The following is a 24,431-nucleotide window of genomic DNA, read 5'->3' as shown; positions in this document are numbered from 1 at the left end:
TGCATAATGCACCCAACCTCAGGAGGAGTGTATTATGAACGATATCGTAATTCTGGACGGGGCACGTACCGCAATCGGTACCTTTGGCGGTGCTCTGGCATCCACCGCACCCATTGATCTGGCAACTGTGGCGACCGAAGCGGCCCTTGAACGTTCGGGGGTCGAAGGCGGTCAGATCGGCCATGTGGTCTTTGGGCACGTCATTAATACGGAACCGCGGGACATGTATCTGTCGCGCGTCGCAGCGATGCAGGCAGGTATCCCGAACGGAACCCCGGCGATGAATGTAAACCGTCTTTGCGGTTCCGGCGCGCAGGCCATTGTATCGGCAGTCCAGTCGCTGATGCTGGGTGACGCCGAGTTTGCCGTAGCTGGTGGTGCCGAAAGCATGTCGCGCAGCCCGTACATCATGACGCAGTCGCGATGGGGCGCGAAGATGGGTGATGTGACGTCGCTGGACATGATGCTTGGTGCGCTGAATTGCCCGTTCGGTACAGGACACATGGGTGTCACGGCCGAAAACGTTGCCGACGAACACCAGATCAGCCGCGAGCAGATGGATGAGTTTGCCCTGACCAGCCAGACCCGCGCGGCAGCAGCGACCGAGGCAGGTTACTTTGAAAGTCAGATCACGCCGGTTCAGGTCAAGGTCAAACGGGAGATGGTTGATTTCAAGGTCGACGAGCATCCCAAGGCAACAACTGCTCAGGCATTGGCTGGTCTGAGGCCGGTTTTCAAGAAAGACGGCCGGGTGACGGCAGGAAATGCGTCAGGCATCAACGATGGTGCCGCCGCTATGGTTCTGGCGACAGCAGAAGCAGCGGAAAAGGCCGGTCTGAAACCCAAAGCGCGCGTGTTGGGATATGCACATGCGGGCGTTCGCCCCGAGGTCATGGGCATCGGACCGGTTCCGGCCGTGCAGAATCTGCTGGCCAAAACAGGCATGGCCGTTGAAGATTTCGACGTGATTGAAAGCAACGAGGCATTTGCTTCTCAGGCTCTGGCCGTAAATCAGGAGCTTGGGCTTGATCCGTCCAAGGTGAACCCGAATGGCGGCGCCATTGCACTGGGTCATCCGGTGGGCGCGACTGGCGCGATCATCACACTCAAAGCCCTGTACGAGCTGGAACGCACCGGTGGATCAAAGGGCCTGATCACGATGTGCATAGGCGGCGGTCAGGGTATCGCGATTGCCATCGAACGGCTGTGACCCTGAAGTCGCAAAGGGGGGCTGTCTGCCCCCCAACGCGCAATTCGCGCAATTTCCCCGAGAGTATTTCTGGCTAGCTGAAGGGGTGGATCAGAACGCCATTCCGGCCAGTAGAACAATCCCCCCGCCAAACACTGCGCCAGCCAGTGCGGTCCAGACGCCCACCGGAATTTTGGAGGGGGTCTCTTCGGTTTTGTGCGTTTGCGCGATCAGGGCGTTCTCCACCAGACTGGGAAGGCGCGGACCAAAGCGGGCCAGAACCAGTGCCGTCTTGCTGAAATCCCGGATGGCGGCGCGAGGACCGATGGATTGCTTGATATAATCCTCGACCACGGGCCGGGCGACTTCCCAGATATTGATATGTGAATCCAAGGATCTCGCCACGCCTTCGACGACAACCATTGTGCGTTGCAGCAGAATCAGCTCGGTCCGGGTTTCCATACCGAAGCGTTCGGTCACTTCGAACAGATAGTTCAACAGGCGGCCCATCGAGATGTGTGAGGCATCCATGCCAAAGATCGGTTCGCCTACGGCGCGCAAGGCACGGGCGAATTCATCCACATCTCTGTCGGCGGGTACGTATCCTGCCTCGAAATGCACCTCGGCCACGCGTTTGTAGTCGCGCCGGATGAAGCCAAACAGGATTTCCGCATAGACCCGGCGCGTGTATTCGTCGATATGCCCCATGATGCCAAAGTCGTAGGCAATAATGTCACCGTTGGCCGCAACCTTGAGGTTGCCCTGATGCATGTCAGCGTGGAAATACCCATCGCGCAGGGCGTGCAGCAAGAACAGGCGCAGCACGCGCTCTCCCAGATCGCGGCGGTCATGGTTTGCAGCATCCAAAGCGGCGTTGTCGCCCAGCGCAATACCGTCAGCCCAGCTGAGTGTCATGACCCGGCGGGCGCAGAGCGGCCAGATCACCGGTGGCAGCCAGAACCCACTGTCATCCTTGGTGTTGGCGGCATATTCGGATGCTGCCGCACTTTCCAGACGCAGATCCAACTCGCCCCGTACAACGCCGTCGAAATGCTCGATCACGTCCATGGGACGCAGGCGGCGCGCGCCCGGAGCAAAGAGATCGACAATGCGGGCCGCGAAGTAGAAGGCGTCGACGTCCTTGCGAAAGGCGCGTTCAATCCCCGGGCGGAGAACCTTGACCGCAACGTATTCACCGGTTCCCGACAGTTTTGCGCGGTGAACCTGAGCGATCGAGGCTGCTGCTATCGGCTCGCTGAATTCTTCGAACATGTCATCGACGGGCTGCCCGAGTTCCTTTTCGACCTCGGCCATGGCTTCCGCTTTGGAAAACGGCGGAAGCTTGTCCTGCAGCACGCGCAATTGCTCGGCCAGTTCGTCACCAACCACATCGGGACGGGTGGACAGCACTTGCCCGAACTTGATGTATGCCGGGCCAAGGGCGGTCAGAGCGCGGGTTGCGGGCGGCATGTCCGGATCGCCCTTGTAACCCAGCCACTGGAAAGGCTTGCCCAGCGCGTGGGCAAGGATGCGAATGGCGCGTGGGGCTTCGAAGGCGTCGAGCACTACGTTCATGGCGCCCGTACGCTCCAGCGTGGCGCCCGTCCGGATCAGACGGATGATGTTGTGGGGTCCGCGCATCCGTCAGATCTTCCAACCGGAATGCAGGGCCGCGATGCCCATACTGAGGTTGCGGTATTTGGCATTTTCGAAACCCGCCTGCCGGACCATGCCCAGGAACGTATCCTGATCCGGGAAATTGCGGATGGATTCCACAAGGTACTGATAACTGTCGCGATCCCCGGCAATCATCTGACCCATGCGTGGGATCACGTTGAAGCTGTAAAGGTCATAAAGTTTTTGCAGCCCGTCATTCGGCAGCTGGCTGAACTCAAGCACCATCAGGCGGCCGCCGGGTTTGAGTACGCGGAACGCCTCGTTCAAAGCCTCTTGCGGGCGGGTCACGTTCCGGATGCCAAACGAGATCGTGTAGACGTCAAAGGTATTGTCTTCGAACGGCAGCGCCATCGCATCGCCCACCACCCAGTCTAGACTGTCGGCGCGTTGTTCGGCATCGGCGCGTTTGCGGCCTTCGATCAGCATCGGCTCGGTCAGGTCCAGAACGGTGGCGTGGCCATGGCCCGCACGTTTCAGAAACCGGAACGAGATATCCCCGGTGCCGCCCGCGACGTCCAGCAGGCGCTGACCGGGGCGCGGGGCCAGCCAGTCCATCATCGCGTCTTTCCAGACCCGGTGGATGCCCATCGACATGACATCGTTCATCACATCGTATTTCGAGGCCACGGAATTGAAAACGCCCTGAACCCGGCCCGCCTTTTCGGCCTCGCGCACGGTTTCGAAACCGAAATGTGTGGTCTTGTCGTTGTTGTCGGACATTGGCCTTGCCGTTGCTTGAATTTCGCCTCTGTTATAGGGCGCTGGAACCGGGGCACAATGCGGCCCATTGGAATAGGAGCCGTGTAATGCCGGAATTGCCCGAGGTCGAGACAGTAAGACGCGGCCTGACCCCTGCCATGGAGGGCGTTTTGATCGAACGGGCCGAAGTGAATCGCCCCGATCTGCGCTGGCCGTTTCCCGAACGGATGGCAGAGCGGCTGACCGGGCAGCGGGTCGAAAGGTTGCGCAGGCGGTCGAAATACATTCTGGCGGATCTGAGCAGCGGTGAGACGTTGCTGATCCATCTGGGCATGTCCGGGCGCATGACCGTGTCTGGAGACCCGCTTGGGCAATTCGTGCATGACCATCCGCAACCCGCCAAACACGACCACGTTGTGTTTCATATGGCCAACGGTTCCCGCGTGACATTTAACGACCCGCGCCGCTTTGGGGCGATGGATCTGCTGCAGACCGCGACAGCCGAGGCACACCGGCTGCTGGCCGTTCTGGGGCCAGAGCCTCTGGGAAACGAATTTGACGAAAACCACCTGATTGATGCGTTCCGGGGCAGAAATACTCCGGTGAAATCCGCGCTTCTGGATCAGGGAATCGTTGCCGGTCTGGGCAATATCTACGTGTGCGAGGCCCTTTATCGCGCCGGAGTGTCGCCACGTCGCAAGGCCGGACAGATTTCCGAACACCGTGTCGCCAATATGGTTCCGATCATCCGGCAGGTGTTGCAGGACGCCATTGATGCAGGTGGTTCATCCCTGCGCGATTTCCGGCAAGCAGATGGAGAACTTGGATATTTTCAGCACAACTTTGATGTTTATGGCCGCGAGGGAGAGCCCTGCCGAACCGCCGGTTGCACCGGAACGGTGAAGAGAATCACTCAGTCCGGTCGCTCATCCTTCTATTGCGCGCAATGCCAAAGATAGCTTGATCCAACTTTTTCCCGTGATAAGGAATCGTACCTGAACGGAACAACCGAAAGCTAAGACCCCATGGCCTTTGAGACGATCATCGTCAACATTGAAGACCACGTAGCCCTTATCAAACTGAACCGGCCGGATGCGTTGAACGCACTCAACACTCAGCTTCTGGGTGAACTGTGCACCGCACTGGAAGAGGCTGACCAAAACGACAAAGTGCGCTGCATCGTCATCACCGGATCGGACAAGGCTTTTGCTGCGGGCGCTGACATCAAGGAGATGTCCGAAAAGAGCTTTGTTGAAGTGTTCAACGAAAACCTCTTTGCGGATGTCAACGACCGGATTGCTGCGATCCGCAAGCCGATCATTGCTGCGGTAGGTGGCTATGCACTGGGTGGCGGATGCGAATTGGCGATGATGTGTGATTTCATCATTGCTGCCGACACTGCCAAATTCGGCCAGCCCGAAATCAATCTTGGCGTCATTGCCGGAATGGGCGGTAGTCAGCGATTGACCCGCTTTGTCGGCAAATCCAAGTCGATGGACATGAACCTGACCGGGCGCCACATGGACGCGGAAGAAGCGGAACGCTCGGGTCTGGTCAGCCGCGTCGTACCTGCCAAAAAGCTGGTGGACGAGGCAGTGGGTGAAGCTCAGAAGATTGCCGAAAAATCCCTGATCACTGCAATGGCCGCAAAAGAAGCCGTAAATCGCAGCTTTGAGCTGCCGCTGAGCGAAGGCATGCTGTTTGAGCGCCGCGTGTTCCATTCGATGTTCGCGACCGAGGACCAGAAAGAAGGCATGGCCGCCTTTCTGGAAAAACGGGCTGCCCAGTTTCGCGACAAGTAATCCGGATCGGATGGCTGGAAACAGGGCGGGCATTGGCCCGCCTTTTTCATGCAGTATCCGGGTTGGAAAAGAATCAGCTTGGCAATCTTCCCAAACTTGGCTAATCAGCGCCGCTATACATGCGCGTGCGGCCCGCTTTGGCCAGAATCACACCCGTGATCCCTGATCCGGTGCGGCCTTGTCCGTCACGCGAACCGAAGACAACCGAACCGAACACAAACAAAGGTCAGAGACACAATGGCAAATTCGCCCCAGGCAAAGAAGCGCGCCCGTCAGAACGAGAAGCGTTTCGCCGTCAACAAAGCACGTCGTTCGCGCATCCGTACCTTCCTGCGCAAAGTTGAAGAAGCAATCGAATCCGGCGACAAGGAAGCAGCAACCGCTGCCCTGCGTGCGGCACAGCCCGAACTGATGCGCGGCGTAACCAAAGGTGTGTTCCACAAGAACACGGCATCTCGCAAGGTGTCCCGTCTGGCAGCCCGCGTGAAAGCACTGGGTTGACCTAGGGTCAATTGACTCAAAACCGATTCTGAATAAAAAAGGCGTTGCATCAGGCAGCGCCTTTTTGCTGTTGCCAGAATGCCGCGCCTTCACAAAGGCGAGAGATTCTTTCCCGGAAAGACCCGAGTCAACATCAGAGTTTCGTTGCCGCGCCGTGCCGGGTCTTGCTACCACTGTCTCAGCGATTCACTCGCTTGGGGGGACAGGCTGTCCTTGGATCATCCTGACGGGCATCGGGTAGTTCAGGGACGAATGTCGTCAGCCGGTACAAACCGGTTTGCCGATCTGCTGCGGGTTTCGGGATATCCCGATTACCTTGGCCCTGTCGAAAATTGAGATTGTCGTGTGCAACTCGGATTCCGGGTGCGCCCTGATTTTTTTCGGGGAATGCTACGGGTTTCGGAATGCAGCACGAGACCAGAGATGACACCGCCAAAACCGCGTTTTGGTGAACGGTTATCTATGTGTGAGTGAATCCCAACCGGGCAACCGGGAGCCAGTAATAAGGCCAAAGGCCAAAATGAATGGGATGCGTGAGGCGCTAGATGACACAAGAGAAATGGGGACAGCTTCGTAACAAGTTGCTCAAGACCGTTGGTCGCAACAATTACACCACCTGGATTGAACCACTCGAATTTCAGGAACTTCAGGATGGTGTGGCCGTATTTTCGGTTCCGACCAATTTTATGGGCAACTATGTAAGTCAGAACTTCGCGGACCTGATTCTCTATGAATTGAATACGGCCGGTGAGGCGGTACAGCGCCTGGCGTTTCGGGTCGCGGCCAATTCTCCGGTGCGTCCAGCCAAATCTGCAAACCCCACGCCAGTGGAAGAACCGGCAAATTCCGTTGCCGCGCCCGCCGAGGCTGCGAATGGAGCCCTTGAGTCGCTACAGGCTGCGCCTCTGGATTCGCGTTTTACATTCGAATCATTCGTCGTAGGGAAGCCCAACGAACTGGCGCATGCTGCCGCGCGGCGCGTATCCGAAGGCGGACCGGTCACTTTCAATCCGCTGGTTCTCTATGGTGGCGTAGGTCTGGGTAAAACCCACCTGATGCATGCGATTGCATGGGAGCTGAAGACGAAGCGACCGGAGCTGAACGTCCTGTACCTGTCGGCGGAACAGTTCATGTACCGCTTTGTTCAGGCCCTGCGTGAACGCCGAATGATGGATTTCAAGCATCTGTTCCGTTCGGTCGACGTTCTGATGGTTGATGACGTTCAGTTCATCGCAGGCAAGGATTCGACGCAGGAAGAGTTCTTTCACACGTTCAATGCGCTGGTTGACCAGAACAAGCAGATCATCATTTCGGCCGACCGCGCCCCGGGCGAGATCAAGGATCTGGAAGACCGCGTTAAGTCCCGCCTGCAATGCGGTCTGGTTGTGGACCTGCATCCGACGGACTACGAATTGCGGCTCGGCATTCTGCAAAACAAGGTGCAACAATATGGTAGCACCTATCCGGACCTGAAAATCGCCGATGGCGTACTCGAGTTTCTGGCCCACCGCATCTCAACCAATGTCCGCGTTCTGGAAGGTGCCCTGACCCGCCTGTTCGCTTTTGCGTCGCTGGTTGGCCGCGAGATCGACATGGAACTGACGCAGGATTGTCTGGCGGACGTGTTGCGCGCATCTGAGCGCAAGATCACCGTCGAGGAGATTCAGCGCAAGGTATCGGAATACTACAACATCCGTCTTTCCGACATCATTGGCCCCAAACGCCTGCGGTCATACGCGCGTCCCCGGCAGGTCGCGATGTATCTGTGCAAGCAACTGACAAGCCGGTCCCTGCCGGAAATCGGCCGCCGATTTGGTGGGCGCGACCACACCACGGTCATGCATGGCGTCAAACGCATTGAGGAACTCAAGTTGACCGACGGCCAGATCGCCGAAGACGTGGAGATGCTGCGCCGCGCGTTGGAAGCCTGAGGGCACCGCATCAAACCCCAATCGCCCCGAGCCCTGCGTTCGGGGCTTTTTCATGTGCGCTAATGCCCACGGTTACATCAGAACTGTGCCCCATGGGCCACGTGCCCCTTGACGGTTTGCGCATTCCGACCCAGAAATCCGTAAAAAATCCTTGTGCCTCAGGGCTGAACCGCTAACTTGCCAGTCCCGCCCATGTAAGCACTCATGTCAGAGGAATTGAGGGTATGAAGATCAGCATCGAACGCGGCACCCTTCTCAAGGCCGTGTCGCAGGCCCAATCCGTTGTGGAGCGCCGCAACACGATCCCGATACTGGCCAATGTGCTTATTGAAGCCGAAGGCGATCAGGTGCAGTTCCGGGCGACCGATCTGGATATCGAAGTCGTCGACAAGGCACCGGCCCAAGTCGAACGCGCCGGTGCCACGACGGTGGCGGCGACTACGCTGCATGAAATTGTGCGCAAACTGCCGGATGGTGCTTTGGTCACACTGAATGCAGACACTGCTGCGGGCCGGGTGACTGTTGAAGCCGGACGGTCAAATTTCTCTTTGGCGACTTTGCCGAAAGAGGATTTCCCGGTCATGGCGTCCTCGGAATATCAGTCGAACTTCACCGCATCCGCCGCTCTGCTGCGGCGCCTGTTCGACAAATCGAAATTCGCCATCTCGACCGAAGAGACCCGGTATTACCTGAACGGCGTCTATATGCATGTGGCTGACGGCTCGGAAGGCGGCAAGGTTCTGCGCTGTGTTGCGACGGACGGGCACCGGCTGGCCCGGATCGATGCCGATCTTCCCGATGGTGCGGCAGATATGCCGGGTGTCATCGTTCCCCGCAAAACAGTGGGAGAGCTGCGCAAGCTGCTGGATGACGATGAAATGGACATCGCCGTATCGGTCAGCGAAACAAAAGTGCGCTTTGCTACCCCAGACATTACACTGACATCCAAGGTGATCGACGGAACCTTCCCCGACTACACACGCGTTATCCCGCAGGGCAATACCCGTAAACTCGAGGTAGATGCGGCTGAATTCGCTCAGGCCGTGGATCGCGTTGCAACAGTTTCGTCCGAGCGTTCGCGGGCGGTCAAGCTGCAACTGGAAGGTGACAAGTTGGTGCTGTCGGTAAATGCGCCCGACAGCGGTGCGGCTGAGGAAGAGTTGGCCGTGGCCTATGGGGATGAGCGGCTGGAAATCGGTTTCAACGCCAAATATCTGCTCGAGATCGCCTCGCAGGTGGACCGTGAGAACGCGGTATTCCTGTTCAATTCGGCCGGTGATCCGACCCTGATGCGTGAAGGTAACGACCAGAGCGCCGTCTATGTGGTCATGCCGATGCGCGTTTGATCGCCTGACGGCGATGCCTCCGGCAGGGATATTTCTGGCAAGAGGAAAAGAGGTATGTTGGCGCTTACCTCTTTGACCATCTCTCACTTTCGCTCGCACAAGCTGGCCCGGCTTTCTCTGGATCACCGTCCGGTGGCCATCCATGGCCCGAACGGGGCCGGAAAGACCAACATTCTGGAAGCGGTTTCCCTGTTTTCACCAGGTCGGGGTATGCGGCGTGCAAGTGCTGCCGAAATGACCCGGCGCCCGGAAACTGTGGGCTGGAAGCTAACCGGGCTGCTGAATGCGCAAGGCCAGCAATACGAAATCGAAACCTGGTCGGAGGGCGGTGCGGCGCGGCAGGTTCGGATCGACGGCAAAGCAGCAAGCCAGATTGATTTGGGAAAACTGGCCCGCGTTGTCTGGCTGATCCCGTCAATGGACAGACTTTGGATCGAAGGGGCGGAAGGACGTCGACGGTTTCTGGACAGAATCGCGCTGAGCTTTGATCCGGCCCATGCCGAGGCATCGCTGACTTATGAAAAGGCCATGCGTGAGCGTAACCGTTTGCTGAAGGAACAGGTGCGCGATGCGCATTGGTACAGCGCGCTGGAAACTCAGATGGCTGAGGCGGGCAATCGAATCCACTCATCCCGCGTTGCGGCGCTGACCCATCTGAGGGCCGCGCAGGATCAGGCCGAAACAGCGTTTCCCTCGGCTGAACTGGAATTGATGCAGACCGAAGGTACGATGCCCGAAACCGCGGACGATCTGCGGGAAGCGCTGGCAGAGAGCCGGTTTCGCGACCTTTCTGCCGGGCGGAGTCTCGTCGGGCCTCATCGTTCGGACCTTTATGGTGTGTTTGCCGCGAAGGGAATTCCTGCCAAGGACTGTTCGACCGGCGAGCAAAAGGCGCTGTTAGTCTCGCTGATCCTGTCCAATGCTCGGGCTTTGGCGCAGATGCAGGGCGCGCCGCCGATCGTTTTGCTGGATGAGGTCGCTGCCCATCTGGACGCAGGGCGACGGGCGGCGCTGTATGACGAAATCTGCGCATTGGGTGCGCAAGCCTGGATGACGGGAACCGGGCCCGAACTGTTTTCAGAATTGGTTGATCGGGCACAGGTTCTGGAGGTTACGGAAGCCTCTGGCACGTCGCAGGTTTCGCCTATCTGATTTCCGTCTGAAATTGCACGCCTGAACACACAAAATCTGGGGGGATCGCGTGACAATCCCCACCAGAGAACGTATAAGTTACCAAAATAATATAGGTACTGACGGCATGTCCGACGACACACAGGCACACCAGGAATACGGTGCTGATTCCATCAAGGTTCTCAAAGGGTTGGAGGCGGTTCGCAAACGCCCCGGCATGTACATCGGAGATACCGACGATGGCTCGGGCCTGCACCACATGGTCTATGAGGTGGTCGATAACGGCATTGACGAGGCTCTGGCCGGCCATGCCGATCATGTGACTGTCAAAATTCACGCCGATTCCAGCGTATCCGTCAGCGACAACGGGCGCGGGATTCCGGTGGATATCCATGCCGAAGAGGGTGTCAGCGCCGCCGAAGTCATCATGACCCAGTTGCATGCCGGCGGGAAATTCGACAGCAACTCGTACAAGGTCTCGGGCGGCCTGCACGGTGTGGGTGTCTCGGTCGTCAACGCGCTGTCTGATTGGCTGGAATTGCGCATCTGGCGCAACGGCAATGAACATGTCGCACGGTTTGAAGGCGGCGAGACTGCGGAACACCTCAAGATCGTCGGTGAATGCGGCACACGAACCGGCACCGAAGTGCGGTTTCTGGCATCGACCGATACGTTCTCGAATCTGGAATATTCGTTCGAAACGCTCGAAAAACGTTTGCGGGAGCTGGCCTTCCTGAACTCGGGCGTCCGGATCATCCTGATTGACGAACGCCCTGCCGAACGGCTTGAGACCGAGCTGTTCTATGAGGGCGGGGTCAAGGAATTCGTCAAGTATCTCGATCGTTCCAAAACGGCGGCGATGCCCGAGCCTATCTATATCAAGGGTGAGCGCGACGACATCGGCGTTGAAATCGCCATGTGGTGGAATGACAGCTATCATGAGACTGTTCTGCCTTTTACCAACAACATACCCCAGCGCGATGGCGGGACACATGTGGCCGGATTCCGGGGCGCATTGACCCGAACGATCAACAACTATGCGCAATCAAGCGGCATCGCCAAGAAGGAAAAGGTGAATTTCACCGGCGACGACGCGCGCGAAGGCCTGACCTGCGTGCTGTCCGTCAAGGTACCTGATCCAAAATTCTCGTCCCAGACCAAGGACAAGCTGGTTTCGTCCGAAGTACGCCCGGCAGTCGAAGGGCTGATGAACGAAAAGCTGGCTGAATGGTTCGAGGAAAACCCAAACGAGGCCAAGACCATCGTCGGCAAGATCATCGAAGCCGCACTGGCGCGCGAGGCCGCACGAAAAGCCCGGGAACTGACACGCCGTAAAACGGCAATGGATGTGAATTATCTGGCGGGCAAGCTTAAGGATTGTTCGGAAAAGGACCCCTCCAAAACCGAAGTCTTTCTGGTCGAGGGGGATTCGGCGGGCGGTTCGGCGCAAACGGGTCGTGATCGACGGACGCAGGCCGTTCTGCCGTTGCGGGGTAAAATCCTGAACGTGGAACGCGCCCGGTTTGACCGGATGCTGTCGAGCCAGGAGATCGGCAACCTTGTCATGGCGCTGGGCACCGGGATCGGACGCGACGAATTCAACATCGAAAAACTGCGCTACCACAAGATTGTCATCATGACCGATGCAGACGTGGATGGCGCGCATATCCGCACGCTGTTGTTGACGTTCTTCTACCGACAAATGCCCGAGCTGATCGAAGGCGGTTACCTTTATATTGCGCAGCCGCCCCTGTACAAAGTTTCACGCGGCAAGTCCGAAGTTTATCTGAAGGACCAGATGGCACTGGACGACTACCTGATTCATCAGGGGGTCGAGGGTGCCGTGCTAAAGCTCGGTTCCGGCGAAGAGATTGTTGGTCAGGATCTAACGCGTGTCGTAGAGGAAGCGCGGCAGCTCAAGCGTGTGCTGGACGCATTCCCAACCCACTATCCGCGTCATATTCTGGAACAGGCGGCTGTTGCAGGTGCATTCGTGCCTGGCGCCGTGGATGCGGACCTGCAGGGTGTGGCGGACAAGGTTGCCGCCCGGCTGGATTTGATTGCGCTGGAATATGAACGCGGTTGGCAAGGCCGGATCACTCAGGATCACGGTATTCGGCTGGCGCGTATTCTGCGAGGCGTGGAAGAAGTCCGCACATTGGATGGACCGATGTTGCGGTCCGGTGAGGCCCGTAAGACAGGCAGCTTCACCCAAAGCCTGCAAGAGGTTTACAACACCCCGGCAACTCTGATCCGGCGGGACCGCACTCAGGTCATCCATGGCCCTCTGTCCCTGCTCAAATCGATCCTGGACGAAGGCGAAAAAGGCTTGTCCCTACAGCGCTACAAGGGGCTGGGCGAGATGAACCCCGACCAGCTTTGGGAGACCACACTGGACCCCGATGCGCGGACACTGCTTCAGGTGCGCGTGGACGATATGGTCGATGCCGATGACCTGTTCACCAAGCTGATGGGCGACGTGGTCGAACCGCGCCGTGAGTTTATCCAGCAAAACGCTCTAAGTGTGGAAAACCTGGATTTTTAAGCAGGTGTAGGTGTGCGCATATCACTTCGCACACCCTATAAGCTTGCGTAGTGCACCCATAGTTTTGCGCTACGCGATTGTCTGCCGTACCGATGAATTTGATCAGTTTATGGCGTAGTCGTTGCGGTTAGCGAACGCGTTCATAATTCAGTGGTTCCTTGGATTTGGTTGAAGCACTGTATTTTGCGTCCGAGTTACAGAACTGCCTCGGCAGATCTATGTCGGCTTAGCCCGCGTCTCGGAACCTGCAAAGTCTAGTTGTGAATGTCCGCTTAGGACTGCTCCGGGTTTCCTGGCATAGTCTATTGACTGTGGAACGTTAGGCATAGTTGGCGATGATTGACCAAAGCTTTGCCGAGATGTGATGGTTCTAAAATGATTGACCGAAGAATGTTCGCAACCGCGTCTCTGGCGTTTGTGGCAACAAGCCCAACTGTCTTGCGAGCTCGCCAACCCAAACGCGTAATTGTTGTAGGGGCTGGTGCCGCTGGGATGACGGCAGCATATCATCTGAAGAGCGCTGGTATCGATGTGCAGCTTCTTGAAGCATCAAACCGCTGGGGAGGTAGAATTCGACGCCTCTCGAATTTTGCTGATGTCCCGTTGGACCTTGGTGCAGAATGGATCCACGATGAACCTACGATCTTAGGTGAAATCATTGGCCGAGGCCCAGACACGCTTGGTGTAGGTACACTTGAGTATCGGCCCGAAACCTACCAATTCTGGCACAATGGGCGGTTGCGCGATTTTAACTTGCTTCGGCATGCCTATGACGAGGTCAAGTTCTACGATACGACTTGGTACGGCTTCTTTGAACGCTTCGTATTAGCGAGGATCAAAAACAATATTCGATTGAACACGCCAGTTAGCTATGTCGATTTGAACGGCGACGGCATCACAGTTCGAACACATCGCGGGCAGACATTCCAAGCAGATAAAGTGCTTGTCACAGCACCGATCTCCATGTTGCAACAGGGGCAAATCGAAACCTCCTCTGCCGACGTCAACGCAAGGCTCGAGAACTTGCGTGATTTTCAATTTGGCGTCGGGTTCAAGGTCTTCATGAAATTCCGCGAGCGGTTTTACCCTGACATACTGTTTGAAGGATCCCGAAGGAGCGTGCTTTCCAATGGTTGGTCCGAAAAGACCTACTACGACGCTGCTTTTGGAAAACCGACGGATGAGAACCTGCTGGGGTTGTTTACGGCTTGGGACACAGCAATTCCGCGCTCTGAAATGAACCACTCGGAATTGGTGCAAGACGTCCTGCGAGAATTGACTGAGATCTTCGGTAAAGTCGTACGCGACAGCTTCGTTTCGGCACAAGCGCTCAACTGGTCCAAAGAGCCGTTCATTGGAGGTAGCTATTCTATGTCCAATCAAGGTACTTCGGACATAGATGAAATTCTCCAGCCTGTTTCGAACAAACTCTTCTTTGCAGGAGAGGCACTTGGCGGGGATGCTCAGTCAACAGTTCACGGGGCAGCGTTCTCTGCGATCAACGCCGTGTCGCTCCTTCTTCAGACATAGTTAATTCTTCGGCCTTAATTAAGTTTCCGTTTCATAACGCGACTTGAAATCTGGAATGTCGGGTTTAGGCTGGGATGCCAGCCAATCGAGTTGAACACCAAGAACGGTCACACCGAACGCTAAGCGCGCAGTTTGTCACACTCGCAAAGCGTCAACACGGAACATCATACCCAGAATTTTTGCAAAGCTGGCGCAGTGGCATGCGGAATGCGGAATGCGGTATAGTCTTATTACGTTATTCCAAGATGCTTGCCGGTGGCTCCCATGACCGAGAATGATATCGCGGTTAAACCCTCCACAGTTCAAATTGGTGATCTACGTTTCGATGTGCAATCTCACGATCTGTTGGACGCGTCTGGCAATCGGGTCAAACTACGGAACAAGAGCTTGGAAGTTCTCGCATGTCTTGCCAAAAGACGCGGCCAAGTCCTGACCAAGTCGGAAATTCTCGAATCCGTGTGGCCGGATGTGACTGTGTCGGATGAGAACCTGACACAGTGTATTGCAGAAATCCGGCGCGCCATTCGGGACCGTGAGCAAACTCTCCTGACAACACATATTGGAAGGGGATACTGCCTAGAAGCAGACCAGCCAACCTTTCGGCAGCACCACTATCGGATACAGGTCGCAGCGGCGGGCACGGTGATTGCAGCCGTTTTTGCGGTTGTAGTTTGGCTTATGTGGCCAACATCTCAGGTTGATGGGCCTCCGAGGATCGCAGTGCTGGCATTTGATGATTTGAGCGCCAGTGAAGACAGCGGATATCTTGGCGATGGTGTTGCAGAAGGTCTCTTGACGGAGTTGTCGCGATACCGCGAGCTCGCGATCATTGCCAGAAACTCCAGTTTCAGCTTCCGCGACAGCGGGCTTGGCATTTCGGAAATAGCTGACAAGCTGCGCGCCGACTACGTGATCGAAGGCAGCAAGCAAAAGGCAGGCAATCGGCTCAAGATTACAGTCCAACTCATAAACGGACACGATGGGACGCATGTCTAGGCTGAAGATTATGAATCGGACATCGGCGATCTGTTTGATGTGCAAAATCGGATTGTACGCGAAGTCACCAACAAAGTCGGACGCGAAGTTACCCGCAAGCCCCCATTGAGGGGGGGAAGCGAAGCGGTCGGGGCACTTCACAGCTACATCAAGGGCATGCAGCATTTTCAACAGGACACGATTGCCGGAACACTGGCAGCGCGTGATCTGTTCGACGAAGCCGTCAAAAAGGACCCAACTGCGCCTTTTGGATATATTGGCCTGACTTGGGTACACTGGCGCGACCTCTGGTCAAATGAGGTTGATCCAGATTTGCCGAGGAGTGAAAAATTAGCGCGAGCCGAGGCCCTTGCCGACAAGGCTCTGTCGCTCGATCCAGAATATCATTTGGCCCACGTTGCGCGGGCAGATGTGCACATCGCCGCAGGGGAACTGGAAGAAGCGGTTGTACGATACTCGGTCGCGAGTGAATTGAACCCAAACGACGTTCTGGTCATGGTTGGCGCAACGGATGCATTGGTGTTCTTGGGTCGGGAAGAAGAGGCCATCGCGCTTCTCGAGAAAGCAATCGATCTCGATCCGGTTACGCCTGGTTGGTATTTCCACCAGCTCGGCTGGGCTCAGTGGAGTGCCGGACAGTGTGATGATGGTCTGGAAACGATGACGCGGATGCCCAGCATACCAAATAACGCCCTCAGAGTCCTGGCAGCGCTTCAGATTTGCAGTGGGGATACCGAGGCTGCGAAAAAAACGATGCAACGTTTCAGGAAGGCAAATCCCGGACGGACGGTTACCGAAGAGATTGAATTTTTTGGTGAGAGTTGGCGGGACCCGGCCAAGATGGAGCGGTGGGCTAACGCTATGCGTTTGGCTGGCATGCCCTACGGCTCTTGATCAGCTTTGAGAAATTAACCTGAAAGCGGTACTTCCGCCATTTCTCATACAAATTTCAGACCAATTTCACAGTGATCTCACGACACTCTTGATCGCCGAACCTATTGATTGCGGGTATCCGCGATCAAATACGCGACGTTGCCTCAGCATGGCGCAGCTTCATTGCAGATCGCGAAAGCGGATAATCCGCGGGGTGACTGTTTTGGGTAGGTTTGGAAAGAAAGTTGTATTTCTGGCAGCCATTTTGGTCATGGTTTCGTTTATGCCTCATGGTGGCAAAGGTCAGTCAATATTGCCGCCCGACGTTGTTGAAGCACTGGAATCGTGGATTGACCATGAAACTGATTTGCCAAGGCGCGAAAAAGCACCGAACATAGTATTTGCTGACAGCCTGCCCGCTGTAGACGCAAATGAGCCAGCAATGGCCATAGGGCGCAAAACTCGTGGGCTCTATGATCCCGATACTGCAACGATCACTCTGATAAATCCATGGAGCGTCGAAAATCTAAACGACCAGTCTGTGCTTCTACATGAGTTAGTACACCACCGACAGTCGGTAGCGAACTGGACGTGCCTAGGTGCAATGGAACATCCAGCATATAAGCTACAGGAGAAGTGGCTGAACCAGTTCAATCTAGCGCTGGATGTGAATTGGATCGCTATCGTGCTTGCGGCAAACTGCGCACCACGCGACTTCCATCCCGACTGACTTCGTGAAGCATCTGCTGCATTTTACAGGGAAAATTGGAAGTCGACGCGCAGCCGATTTGTCAGCACTATGCCTCATATAGGAAAATGGGGGCATCCATGGTCAGGACACGCAAAATAGTCATAGTGCGAGAGCACATAACGTCTGATGCCTTCGGTGAGCCATGTGAGGCGGTGTGCCGCGTAGCGGCTGCAGCAGTTTTTCCGAATCCGATGGCAGGCCGTTTCGACGCTGACCTCACTCCGCTTTTTGAAATCGGGGCTGAACTTGGGCTACAACTCGCTGAACAAGCAGTGTCGCAGCTTAACGGTCCGCCAGTTTCTTATGGAAAGGCTGCGATTGTTGGGGTTTCCGGAGACATGGAGCACGGCGGCGCAGTCATACATCCCAGGCTCGGCGCTCCGATGCGGACCGCAGCAGGTGGTGGCGAAGCAGTCATTCCATCCAACGTCAAAATTGGGGCGGCTGGGACTTCAATCGATTTGCCACTAGGTCACAAGGACAACCCCTGGTCCTTCGATCATTTCGATACAATGACACTTTGTGTGCCGGATGGGCCTCGCCCCGATGAAATAGTCATGTTTTTGGCATATGCTGATCGCGGCCGTCCTACCCCGAGATGCGGAAGCGGACCCGTCAAAACATAGTGTTTATGTAGTCATTCGCTGCCGATGAGTGGCCTTCGAAGTATCGGAGTCGAGGGCGCGTCTACACACTTTCCGGACTTAGATGAGAGGTATCAAAGTAATGCACCCCACAGAGAAAATAGTTCGGCAATTTCATGAGTCCTGGGATTTGCGTGACCCGGAACGAGGCGCAGCCGTAATAGCCGAGGATTGTGACTTTGAGGACATCGCGCGTGGCGAGAAACTTCAGGGAAAGGAAGCATACAAAGCAGACTACCACCGCTGGCGTGAGGCATTCCCCGATGGGCTGTGCAAGGTTGAGAATGTCGTGGTTAGCCAATGCGGCGAGTGGGCTACTGTCGAGTTCCGAAACACGGGCACCCACACCGGGACGCTGCGTTCAAGCCTCGGAGATTTCCCGCCAACAGGAAGGCGGGCCGAAGTCCGTTATTGCTCGGTGATGCGCGTTAAGGACGGGATGGTGGTTGAGGGACGAGATTACTATGACAGCGCCACGATTGCGCGACAACTTGGTCTGGTTGGATAGCGCATTGGATCAAGCTGCGGTTAAATCCACACTCAAATGTCGCTTCGCTCAGATAACTACTTTGTCCGAATATCGGAACCTGCAAAGCTGTTATTGTAATGTCCGCTAAGGGCTGACCTCGTTCACCTGGCAAAGGCATCCGCTTCGGTTATTGACGGCTCGCGGGAAGCATCCAGTGAAACACGTAGGGGATCACAGGAGTGGGTTCGGCACTTCGCCGATTCCCTGAACGTCGCGCAGCCTCAGTTTGTTGCGCTTGCAGAAGTAGCAGATGCGCACCGCGAGCCGCGCAAGCTCATGCGCAAATGCAGCGCAAGATTTCTAGCGAGCTCAATGTGGAATTACTTAAGCAATGACAACTCTGCCTGTTGTATGAGGATAGCTGATAGGCATTACCCGCACGTTTCGAGGCAGGCGTGGTTTTGAATCTAAGACGCTACTCAAACCGGCATATGCACGCATCGATATTGGTACTGGCAACGGTGACACTTCGCCGTTCCTCAAATTCGAAAGTTTTGGTCAAACGTGACGCAAAATCCTCCGAAATCTGAACTGTACCGGGAACGCCGAAACTTTCCATCCTCGCCGCTATATTTACCGTTTCGCCCCAAATATCATAAGCAAACTTTGCTTTTCCGATAACGCCAGCGACGGCAGGTCCGGAATGCAATCCGATCCGGATGACAAGAGGTTTGCCGGTGTCAGGTCGACCAAAGTTCTTTGCAGCGGCCAGTATGTCGCGTGCAAGATTCATGGCCCCGTCTTCCGGTTTGGGATGAGGTTTCGGCGCACCGACTGTGATCATAATCGCGTCACCGATAGTCTTAATCTTTTCGGCGTTGTGTTGCTCGATGAGATCATCAACCGCCACGAAGAACTTGTTCAGGAACTCGACGATCTTTGCCGGTGCCTGTCCTCGGCTCATTTCAGTAAAGCCAACGATATCGACAAACATGACGGCAACACGTGAATGTTCGTCTGCAATCTGATCTTCTCCGGCCTTTAACCTGTCGGCGACAGTCACGGGCAGAATGTTGTGCAATAGGCGCTCGCTTTCGCCATGCGCGATCTCAAGCTCTTTTTCCGCCTTTGAGGCGGCTCGAATGAATGGCACCACCATCGCCAGCATCAACATCGGCCATGTCACGACCCGCATCGCGAGATCCCCGGACGTGACCTGAAAATGGGGATAAAGGGGCGCATGGGTCAGCATGTACTCCTGTGTGAACACGGCTGCGGCCAAAACGAGAGCAGAAAGAACCAAGGATAATATCAACGGATAAAAAGGCTGCACATAAAGCAGAACGAGAACCAGTAGAATTGCATCCAGAGCACCGAACTCGGTGCCGACAGAAATCGTCGCAGCTATCGCGTGGGATACAAGCTCGGCCAGTGCGAACCAATAGGCCGAACGGAACCATCCCCGATACAAAAGCAGCATGCATGTTGTGAACACGATGACGCTGCCAACGTTGAACCAGGCCATGAGCCAAACTTCCCGGTCCAGGAAAAACAGTATCGACAGGCCATGAGTGACACCCGCAAGGAAATAAAAAATGCGCCAGTAAACGAAATATCTGGCGACTTCCCTGGAAACCCAACCGGGAGCCGTGGTTACAGCGTTAAATCCGCGTTGGATTTTGGGAGTGCCCCGGCCAGCAAAGCTGGGGACACTCCTTCTTAGCAGATTCGATTGACCGCTTTCTTTCACAAACCGATCTGCTCTTTGATGCCACCGATGAAGGTAGCATCGTCAGCAGCCTTCCGATTGGTCAGCAGGAAATCGGCATCCTGCCCTGCGCGATATCGTAGAGTTTTGGTGCCATCGGTTACTGCCGTCCAGATCACTTCTGCCACGACTTCAGGAGGGGACGGCGGGAACGCCTGATTTGCGAAAGACCCCATAACGGCGGTTACGACACCTTGATACTCCTCAATGGCTGGCTCATTGGCAAAATCAAAGCTACGCCCGGAGAAGTCCGTTGCAATCATGCCCGGCTCCACGATCTTCACTTTTACGCCGATGGCCTCCAGCTCGTAATGCAGAGCCTCAGAGATGCCTTCGACGGCAAACTTGGTCCCGTGATAGAGCGTGCCAAGCGGAAAGGTCATTTGCCCACCGATGGAGCTGATATTGACGATGGTGCCGGATTTCCGGGCGCGCATCTGAGGCAGAACCGCTTTGGTCACTTCCAGTAGGCCGATGACGTTTGTATCGAACTGGCGGCGGATACGGTCCATGTCGAAGTTTTCCAGCGGACCGTAAGCTCCGTAGCCCGCATTGTTCAGAAGAACGTCAACCCCGCCAAACTTGTCGAGCGTGACTGCAACCGCGGCTTCGATGGACGCCGGATCGGTTACGTCAAGACGCGTCACCAGAACGTTGTCCAGAGCGGCCAGTTCTGCACCATCGTCGGGTTTCCGCATGGTGGCGACGACATTCCAGCCCTGAGCTTGGAAGTGCTCTGCTGTTGCCTTGCCAATACCGGTTGAAGCACCGGTAATCAAAATTGTCTGGGCCATTTTCGTTTCCGTTTGTTCACGTGAGTTGAGTTCTGCGCGTATGGGTGGTGCTTGGATTATGCGGGGAAGTGGGCGTATGCGCCTGCCGCGATGGCGGTTTTGCCTTCATAGCCTCGTAGTTGAGAACCGGCTTCGTGCGCTTGTTCCCGGGTCGCGCCGGTCACAAAGGCGCGACGTTGCAGATTTGTGTTTTCAGTTTCGTCGGACACAACTTTCTCCTTCAGGCGCGAAGCCTGTTGTTTGGTTGGTCAGTTTAGAGGGGAGTGGCTGGCGGGCTACGGGAGCCCGCTAGCTGGAGGAGGCAATATCAGACGAAGGATACTCCATTGGCTGACATGGGAAGGTGCGTTACGCGCGTTCCGGAAGCCGCCGCAATCGCATTGGCGAGCGCAGGAGCAGCGGGTGGGGTGCCGGGTTCACCGACGCCTGTTGGGGCTTCGGCGGAGGGAACGATATGCACCTCGATTGCTCCGATATCGCTGATGCGAAGCGGCTCGTAGTCCGGGAAGTTGGACTGATCCACTGCACCACCGGTCAGGGTGATCTGGTCGCGCATCACGTGACCGATGCCATAGCCAGCGCCGCCCTGAATCTGAGCTTTTACGACATCCGGGTTTACCGCAATGCCGCAGTCTACGGCACAGGTGACCTTTTCGATCTTGATGCCACTGTCTGCATCGCCAGACACTTCAACCACTTCAGCTACGTACGAGCCAAAGGACTTGTGAACCGCGATACCCTGAGCGCGACCGGCGGGCGCATTGCCCCAGTTGGCCTTCTCCATCGCCAGTTTCAGAACGCCCGCTTTACGCTTTTGATCAGCGTTGCTGTCATCGGCCAGATGGGCCAGACGAAACTCGACCGGATCGCGGCCAGCAGCTTCGGCGGCTTTGCTCATCATGGTTTCCATCACGTAGGCCGTATGGGTGTGACCCACCGAACGCCACCACAGAACCGTGGTTGCCTTGGGCGTATCCGTCAAACCCAGCGCCATGCCGGGGATCGAATAGGGGCTGTCTGCAATACCTTCGACCGAACTGTGGTCAACGCCATCGTGTACAGAGAACGCTTCGAATGCGGTGCCCTTCATGATCGACTGACCGGCCACCTGATGCTGCCATCCAACGATGTTGCCCTGACCATCCAGGCCTACACGGACCTTGTGGCCAAAGGCTGGGCGGTAGTAACCACTGCGGATGTCGTCTTCGCGAGTCCATACCAGTTTCACCGGGCGGCTCCGGTCGGTGATGACAAAGGCCAGCGCGGCCTCGACCTGATAGTCGGCTTCCGGAGTTGCACGGCGCCCAAACGACCCACCGGCCAGCAACGTGTTGATCTCGATCTGCTCGGCTGGCAGTTGGAATATCTGTTGCAGGGCGTAATGAACGCCAGTCGGTATCTGGCAGGCGTCGTGCATTACGATTTTGCCTTCTGTCGTCTGCTCGATGGTGCAGTTCATCGGCTCCATCGGGGCGTGAGCCAACAGAGGGAAGTAGAAGTTCTCTTCCAAAATCGTGTCCGCACCGTCAATCGTCGCCGCGACCGCTGCTGCATCCGCTTTGTTCACATTGTACTGAGGCTCGGTGTCCAGAGCAGCGCGAATTTCAGCCTCGATCTGATCCGAGTCACGTGTCTCGGCCGCAGACAGATCCCATTGGACTTCCAACGCCTCACGCGCCTGAATGGCTGCCCATGTGTTTTCGGCATAAACTGCCACACCGGCCTGATTGGGCAGAGTGGCTGCGTTGATAAAGCCCTTGATCTCCTTCGAGGCGCTGTCGTCGAATCCTACGACGACGCCGCCACGCGATTCCGGACGTTTGATCATGACGACCATCTGGTTCGGCAGGTGCATGTCCATACCGTATTTCGCCTGACCATTGCCCTTGATCGGAGAATCCTTGCGGCGCACAGATTCGTTGCCGATCAGGCGGAACTCAGACGGATCTTTAAGACGCGGCTCGGCAGGGGCATCAAGTTGGGCAGCCGCTGCAACGAACTCGGCGATCGGAGCCGACTGTTCGCCTGCTTTGACGACCCCTTCCTCAATGGTGATACCCGACGCGTCCACACCCCAGGTCTGAGCTGCCGCAGCGATCAGCATCTCGCGCGCAGCAGCGCCAGCCTGACGGTATTGCTGCCACGAGTTTGCCATAGCGGTCGACCCACCAGAGCCCTGGACCTGACCGAAGAGCAGGTTGTTGTAGAGCTGTGGGTTCGATGGGGCGAATTCGTATTCAATCTGATCCATGTTTGCGCCGATTTCTTCGGCGACCAGAGTCGGCAAGCCGGTTGCGGGCCCCTGACCCATCTCAAAGTGCTTGACGATCACGGTCACGGTACCGTCGGCATCGATCTTCACGAACGGGTTGAATTGAGCGCTTTCCGAAGGCGCGGCAGCGAGTGCGCCATCAGGGCGTGCACCGACCAGAAGAACGGCACCAGCGGCGGCTGCGCCTTTCAGGAAACCACGGCGGGAGGTGTTGACGGTCATGAATCAGGCCTCCAGAATTTCAGATGCGCGTTGGATACCGGCGCGGATGCGTTGATAGGTGGCGCAGCGGCAGGCATTGCCCCACATGTATTCGTCGATCTCTTCGACGTTCGGCTTGGGGTTTCCCGACAACAGGCCGACAGCAGACATGATCTGCCCTGACTGGCAATAGCCGCACTGGACCACGTCCAGTTCAACCCACGCTTGCTGAACAGCCGCACCGATTTTGTCTTCGTTCATCGCCTCGATTGTAGTGATCTCGGCACCTTCGACGTCTTCGATATAGGTTTGGCAGGACCGTACCGGCTCACCGTCCAGATGCACGGTGCAGGCGCCACAAGACGCGACACCACACCCAAATTTGGTTCCGGTCAGCTTCAACTCGTCTCGGATCACCCACAGAAGTGGTGTGCCCTCCGGCGCTTGAATATCGCGCATTTGACCATTGATCTTCAAGCTAGTTGGCATGTCGGCTGTCTCCCTTTTGGATTCGCAAAGCATCGGCATTTCTTGACTGGAATAGACAGGTAGACTCAAATACTACTTTTGTCAACTTGTGCTTTACAAGTAGACGCCTCGGGTCTAGATCGGTCACATGACGATGAACGAGAAGAACCTGAAAATCGTAGAGGCTGCGTTTGGTCTATTCGCCCATTATGGCGTGGCGAAAACGTCTATGACTGAGATCGCTGCCGCATCGAAAGTGTCGCGCCAAACGCTGTACAAAGCATATGAAAGCAAAGAAGATTTGATCTTCGCAGCCCTTCTTCACTACGCTGAGAAAACAAAGGCTGAAATCGAAAGTGACTGCGCAACAGCAACTGATCTTGAAGATCGGCTCGACATACTCTTCAGGCATATGTGCGCCGCCCCTTTCGACGCCATGCAAAGGTTACCGCACCTCGACGAGATAATGGAAATTGGCGCCAACCTCTCACCAGAGCGTGTGAAACAGATCAAGGGCAACTACCTTGGGGCAATCGGCGTTGTGTTGGCGCCCTTCGAAAAGGATTTGAACAGCGCGGGTGTCGACCTGTCGCAGCTTCAGAACATGATCAAGAGCATGTTTACACAGATCAAGCGTGACGCAAGCGACGCTGAACATCTCAAAGACCTTTTTGATCCTTTACAAGCAATGATAGCTTTCTGTGTTCGGGGCAGGCCTTAACGGCGCACTTGGGTTGCCAGACGAACCAAATTGGCGTGGATAGTATCAACTGCGTCAGCCTACGCGATCAATCTCTGTAAAAGCGATCACAAGCTTAAGATTGGCCAATGGTCATTATTTGAG

22 protein-coding genes are annotated in these 24,431 nt (G+C 56.1%); 15 read left to right on the top strand and 7 right to left on the bottom strand.

Annotation, left to right across the window (positions count from 1 at the left end; all coding sequences use genetic code 11):
- Positions 1–34 precede the first annotated feature (34 nt).
- Entirely contained in the window at positions 35–1,210 is a 1,176-nt protein-coding gene (locus ACR0NW_RS22040) for an acetyl-CoA C-acyltransferase family protein (RefSeq protein WP_480452811.1), read from the top strand.
- 90 nt (positions 1,211–1,300) lie between these two features.
- On the opposite strand, the gene ubiB is transcribed toward ACR0NW_RS22040, so the two are convergent.
- Entirely contained in the window at positions 1,301–2,830 is a 1,530-nt protein-coding gene (gene ubiB, locus ACR0NW_RS22035; protein WP_170656729.1) for a 2-polyprenylphenol 6-hydroxylase, read from the bottom strand.
- 3 nt (positions 2,831–2,833) lie between these two features.
- Entirely contained in the window at positions 2,834–3,586 is a 753-nt protein-coding gene (ubiE, locus tag ACR0NW_RS22030) for a bifunctional demethylmenaquinone methyltransferase/2-methoxy-6-polyprenyl-1,4-benzoquinol methylase UbiE (protein ID WP_170656727.1), read from the bottom strand.
- A gap of 86 nt (positions 3,587–3,672) precedes the next feature.
- Here ubiE and mutM point away from each other — a divergent pair, with 86 nt between their 5' ends.
- The 13 genes from mutM to ACR0NW_RS21965 all read left to right on the top strand — a co-directional run bounded on the left by mutM (position 3,673) and on the right by ACR0NW_RS21965 (position 18,123).
- Positions 3,673–4,524, top strand: coding sequence for a bifunctional DNA-formamidopyrimidine glycosylase/DNA-(apurinic or apyrimidinic site) lyase (gene mutM, locus ACR0NW_RS22025; protein ID WP_480452809.1), 852 nt, complete (start codon positions 3,673–3,675; stop codon positions 4,522–4,524).
- 66 nt (positions 4,525–4,590) lie between these two features.
- Positions 4,591–5,367, top strand: a complete 777-nt coding sequence (locus ACR0NW_RS22020) for an enoyl-CoA hydratase (RefSeq protein WP_170656723.1) — start codon at positions 4,591–4,593, stop codon at positions 5,365–5,367.
- Positions 5,368–5,604: 237 nt separating this feature from the next.
- Positions 5,605–5,868 (top strand): 30S ribosomal protein S20, encoded by a 264-nt coding sequence (gene rpsT / locus ACR0NW_RS22015; protein WP_170656721.1) that lies wholly within the window; start codon positions 5,605–5,607, stop codon positions 5,866–5,868.
- A 545-nt stretch (positions 5,869–6,413) separates the two neighbouring features.
- The gene (dnaA, locus tag ACR0NW_RS22010) at positions 6,414–7,799 is read left to right on the top strand and encodes a chromosomal replication initiator protein DnaA (RefSeq protein ID WP_480452808.1); all 1,386 of its coding nucleotides are present in this window, start codon (positions 6,414–6,416) and stop codon (positions 7,797–7,799) included.
- A gap of 224 nt (positions 7,800–8,023) precedes the next feature.
- Positions 8,024–9,145 carry a DNA polymerase III subunit beta gene (gene dnaN, locus ACR0NW_RS22005; protein WP_170656717.1) on the top strand — a complete coding sequence of 374 codons (1,122 nt, stop codon included), beginning with the start codon at positions 8,024–8,026 and terminating at the stop codon, positions 9,143–9,145.
- 54 nt (positions 9,146–9,199) lie between these two features.
- Positions 9,200–10,297, top strand: coding sequence for a DNA replication/repair protein RecF (gene recF, locus ACR0NW_RS22000; RefSeq protein ID WP_480452806.1), 1,098 nt, complete (start codon positions 9,200–9,202; stop codon positions 10,295–10,297).
- 106 nt (positions 10,298–10,403) lie between these two features.
- Positions 10,404–12,821, top strand: coding sequence for a DNA topoisomerase (ATP-hydrolyzing) subunit B (gyrB, locus tag ACR0NW_RS21995; protein ID WP_170656714.1), 2,418 nt, complete (start codon positions 10,404–10,406; stop codon positions 12,819–12,821).
- Positions 12,822–13,196: 375 nt separating this feature from the next.
- Entirely contained in the window at positions 13,197–14,351 is a 1,155-nt protein-coding gene (locus ACR0NW_RS21990) for a flavin monoamine oxidase family protein (RefSeq protein ID WP_480452804.1), read from the top strand.
- A gap of 264 nt (positions 14,352–14,615) precedes the next feature.
- Complete coding sequence (locus ACR0NW_RS21985) at positions 14,616–15,347, top strand: winged helix-turn-helix domain-containing protein (protein WP_480452803.1); 732 nt, start codon at positions 14,616–14,618, stop codon at positions 15,345–15,347.
- A 39-nt stretch (positions 15,348–15,386) separates the two neighbouring features.
- The gene (locus ACR0NW_RS21980) at positions 15,387–16,241 is read left to right on the top strand and encodes a tetratricopeptide repeat protein (protein WP_480452801.1); all 855 of its coding nucleotides are present in this window, start codon (positions 15,387–15,389) and stop codon (positions 16,239–16,241) included.
- 193 nt (positions 16,242–16,434) lie between these two features.
- Positions 16,435–16,950 carry a DUF6647 family protein gene (locus ACR0NW_RS21975; RefSeq protein ID WP_480452799.1) on the top strand — a complete coding sequence of 172 codons (516 nt, stop codon included), beginning with the start codon at positions 16,435–16,437 and terminating at the stop codon, positions 16,948–16,950.
- 86 nt (positions 16,951–17,036) lie between these two features.
- The gene (locus ACR0NW_RS21970; protein ID WP_480452856.1) at positions 17,037–17,597 is read left to right on the top strand and encodes an amino acid synthesis family protein; all 561 of its coding nucleotides are present in this window, start codon (positions 17,037–17,039) and stop codon (positions 17,595–17,597) included.
- A gap of 82 nt (positions 17,598–17,679) precedes the next feature.
- On the top strand, positions 17,680–18,123 hold the full coding sequence (locus tag ACR0NW_RS21965) for an ester cyclase (protein ID WP_480452798.1): 444 nt from the start codon (positions 17,680–17,682) through the stop codon (positions 18,121–18,123).
- Between the two features lie 436 nt (positions 18,124–18,559).
- On the opposite strand, the gene ACR0NW_RS21960 is transcribed toward ACR0NW_RS21965, so the two are convergent.
- From ACR0NW_RS21960 to ACR0NW_RS21940, 5 genes are all read right to left on the bottom strand, one after another.
- Positions 18,560–19,609, bottom strand: a complete 1,050-nt coding sequence (locus tag ACR0NW_RS21960) for an adenylate/guanylate cyclase domain-containing protein (RefSeq protein WP_480452796.1) — start codon at positions 19,607–19,609, stop codon at positions 18,560–18,562.
- Positions 19,610–19,830: 221 nt separating this feature from the next.
- On the bottom strand, positions 19,831–20,646 hold the full coding sequence (locus ACR0NW_RS21955) for an SDR family oxidoreductase (protein WP_480452795.1): 816 nt from the start codon (positions 20,644–20,646) through the stop codon (positions 19,831–19,833).
- Positions 20,647–20,702: 56 nt separating this feature from the next.
- Positions 20,703–20,855 (bottom strand): RNA-binding protein, encoded by a 153-nt coding sequence (locus ACR0NW_RS21950; RefSeq protein ID WP_480452793.1) that lies wholly within the window; start codon positions 20,853–20,855, stop codon positions 20,703–20,705.
- 98 nt (positions 20,856–20,953) lie between these two features.
- Complete coding sequence (locus ACR0NW_RS21945) at positions 20,954–23,140, bottom strand: xanthine dehydrogenase family protein molybdopterin-binding subunit (RefSeq protein WP_480452791.1); 2,187 nt, start codon at positions 23,138–23,140, stop codon at positions 20,954–20,956.
- A gap of 3 nt (positions 23,141–23,143) precedes the next feature.
- Positions 23,144–23,608, bottom strand: a complete 465-nt coding sequence (locus ACR0NW_RS21940) for a (2Fe-2S)-binding protein (RefSeq protein ID WP_480452789.1) — start codon at positions 23,606–23,608, stop codon at positions 23,144–23,146.
- Positions 23,609–23,735: 127 nt separating this feature from the next.
- Here ACR0NW_RS21940 and ACR0NW_RS21935 point away from each other — a divergent pair, with 127 nt between their 5' ends.
- Entirely contained in the window at positions 23,736–24,308 is a 573-nt protein-coding gene (locus ACR0NW_RS21935; RefSeq protein WP_480452788.1) for a TetR/AcrR family transcriptional regulator, read from the top strand.
- Positions 24,309–24,431: the final 123 nt, after the last annotated feature.

The organism is Ruegeria sp. CF5, from assembly GCF_056537325.1.
Note: the sequence above shows the minus strand (reverse complement) of the source record. Positions and strands in the feature narration are given on the sequence as shown.

What these genes read in the sequence shown, in the direction of transcription:
- ACR0NW_RS22040 (WP_480452811.1), top strand. Translation starts at nt 35, where the DNA reads ATGAACGATATCGTAATTCTGGACGGGGCACGTACCGCAATCGGTACC.
- ubiB (WP_170656729.1), bottom strand. Translation starts at nt 2,830, where the DNA reads ATGCGCGGACCCCACAACATCATCCGTCTGATCCGGACGGGCGCCACG.
- ubiE (WP_170656727.1), bottom strand. Translation starts at nt 3,586, where the DNA reads ATGTCCGACAACAACGACAAGACCACACATTTCGGTTTCGAAACCGTG.
- mutM (WP_480452809.1), top strand. Translation starts at nt 3,673, where the DNA reads ATGCCGGAATTGCCCGAGGTCGAGACAGTAAGACGCGGCCTGACCCCT.
- ACR0NW_RS22020 (WP_170656723.1), top strand. Translation starts at nt 4,591, where the DNA reads ATGGCCTTTGAGACGATCATCGTCAACATTGAAGACCACGTAGCCCTT.
- rpsT (WP_170656721.1), top strand. Translation starts at nt 5,605, where the DNA reads ATGGCAAATTCGCCCCAGGCAAAGAAGCGCGCCCGTCAGAACGAGAAG.
- dnaA (WP_480452808.1), top strand. Translation starts at nt 6,414, where the DNA reads ATGACACAAGAGAAATGGGGACAGCTTCGTAACAAGTTGCTCAAGACC.
- dnaN (WP_170656717.1), top strand. Translation starts at nt 8,024, where the DNA reads ATGAAGATCAGCATCGAACGCGGCACCCTTCTCAAGGCCGTGTCGCAG.
- recF (WP_480452806.1), top strand. Translation starts at nt 9,200, where the DNA reads ATGTTGGCGCTTACCTCTTTGACCATCTCTCACTTTCGCTCGCACAAG.
- gyrB (WP_170656714.1), top strand. Translation starts at nt 10,404, where the DNA reads ATGTCCGACGACACACAGGCACACCAGGAATACGGTGCTGATTCCATC.
- ACR0NW_RS21990 (WP_480452804.1), top strand. Translation starts at nt 13,197, where the DNA reads ATGATTGACCGAAGAATGTTCGCAACCGCGTCTCTGGCGTTTGTGGCA.
- ACR0NW_RS21985 (WP_480452803.1), top strand. Translation starts at nt 14,616, where the DNA reads ATGACCGAGAATGATATCGCGGTTAAACCCTCCACAGTTCAAATTGGT.
- ACR0NW_RS21970 (WP_480452856.1), top strand. Translation starts at nt 17,037, where the DNA reads ATGGGGGCATCCATGGTCAGGACACGCAAAATAGTCATAGTGCGAGAG.
- ACR0NW_RS21965 (WP_480452798.1), top strand. Translation starts at nt 17,680, where the DNA reads ATGAGAGGTATCAAAGTAATGCACCCCACAGAGAAAATAGTTCGGCAA.
- ACR0NW_RS21960 (WP_480452796.1), bottom strand. Translation starts at nt 19,609, where the DNA reads ATGGCCTGGTTCAACGTTGGCAGCGTCATCGTGTTCACAACATGCATG.
- ACR0NW_RS21955 (WP_480452795.1), bottom strand. Translation starts at nt 20,646, where the DNA reads ATGGCCCAGACAATTTTGATTACCGGTGCTTCAACCGGTATTGGCAAG.
- ACR0NW_RS21945 (WP_480452791.1), bottom strand. Translation starts at nt 23,140, where the DNA reads ATGACCGTCAACACCTCCCGCCGTGGTTTCCTGAAAGGCGCAGCCGCC.
- ACR0NW_RS21940 (WP_480452789.1), bottom strand. Translation starts at nt 23,608, where the DNA reads ATGCCAACTAGCTTGAAGATCAATGGTCAAATGCGCGATATTCAAGCG.
- ACR0NW_RS21935 (WP_480452788.1), top strand. Translation starts at nt 23,736, where the DNA reads ATGACGATGAACGAGAAGAACCTGAAAATCGTAGAGGCTGCGTTTGGT.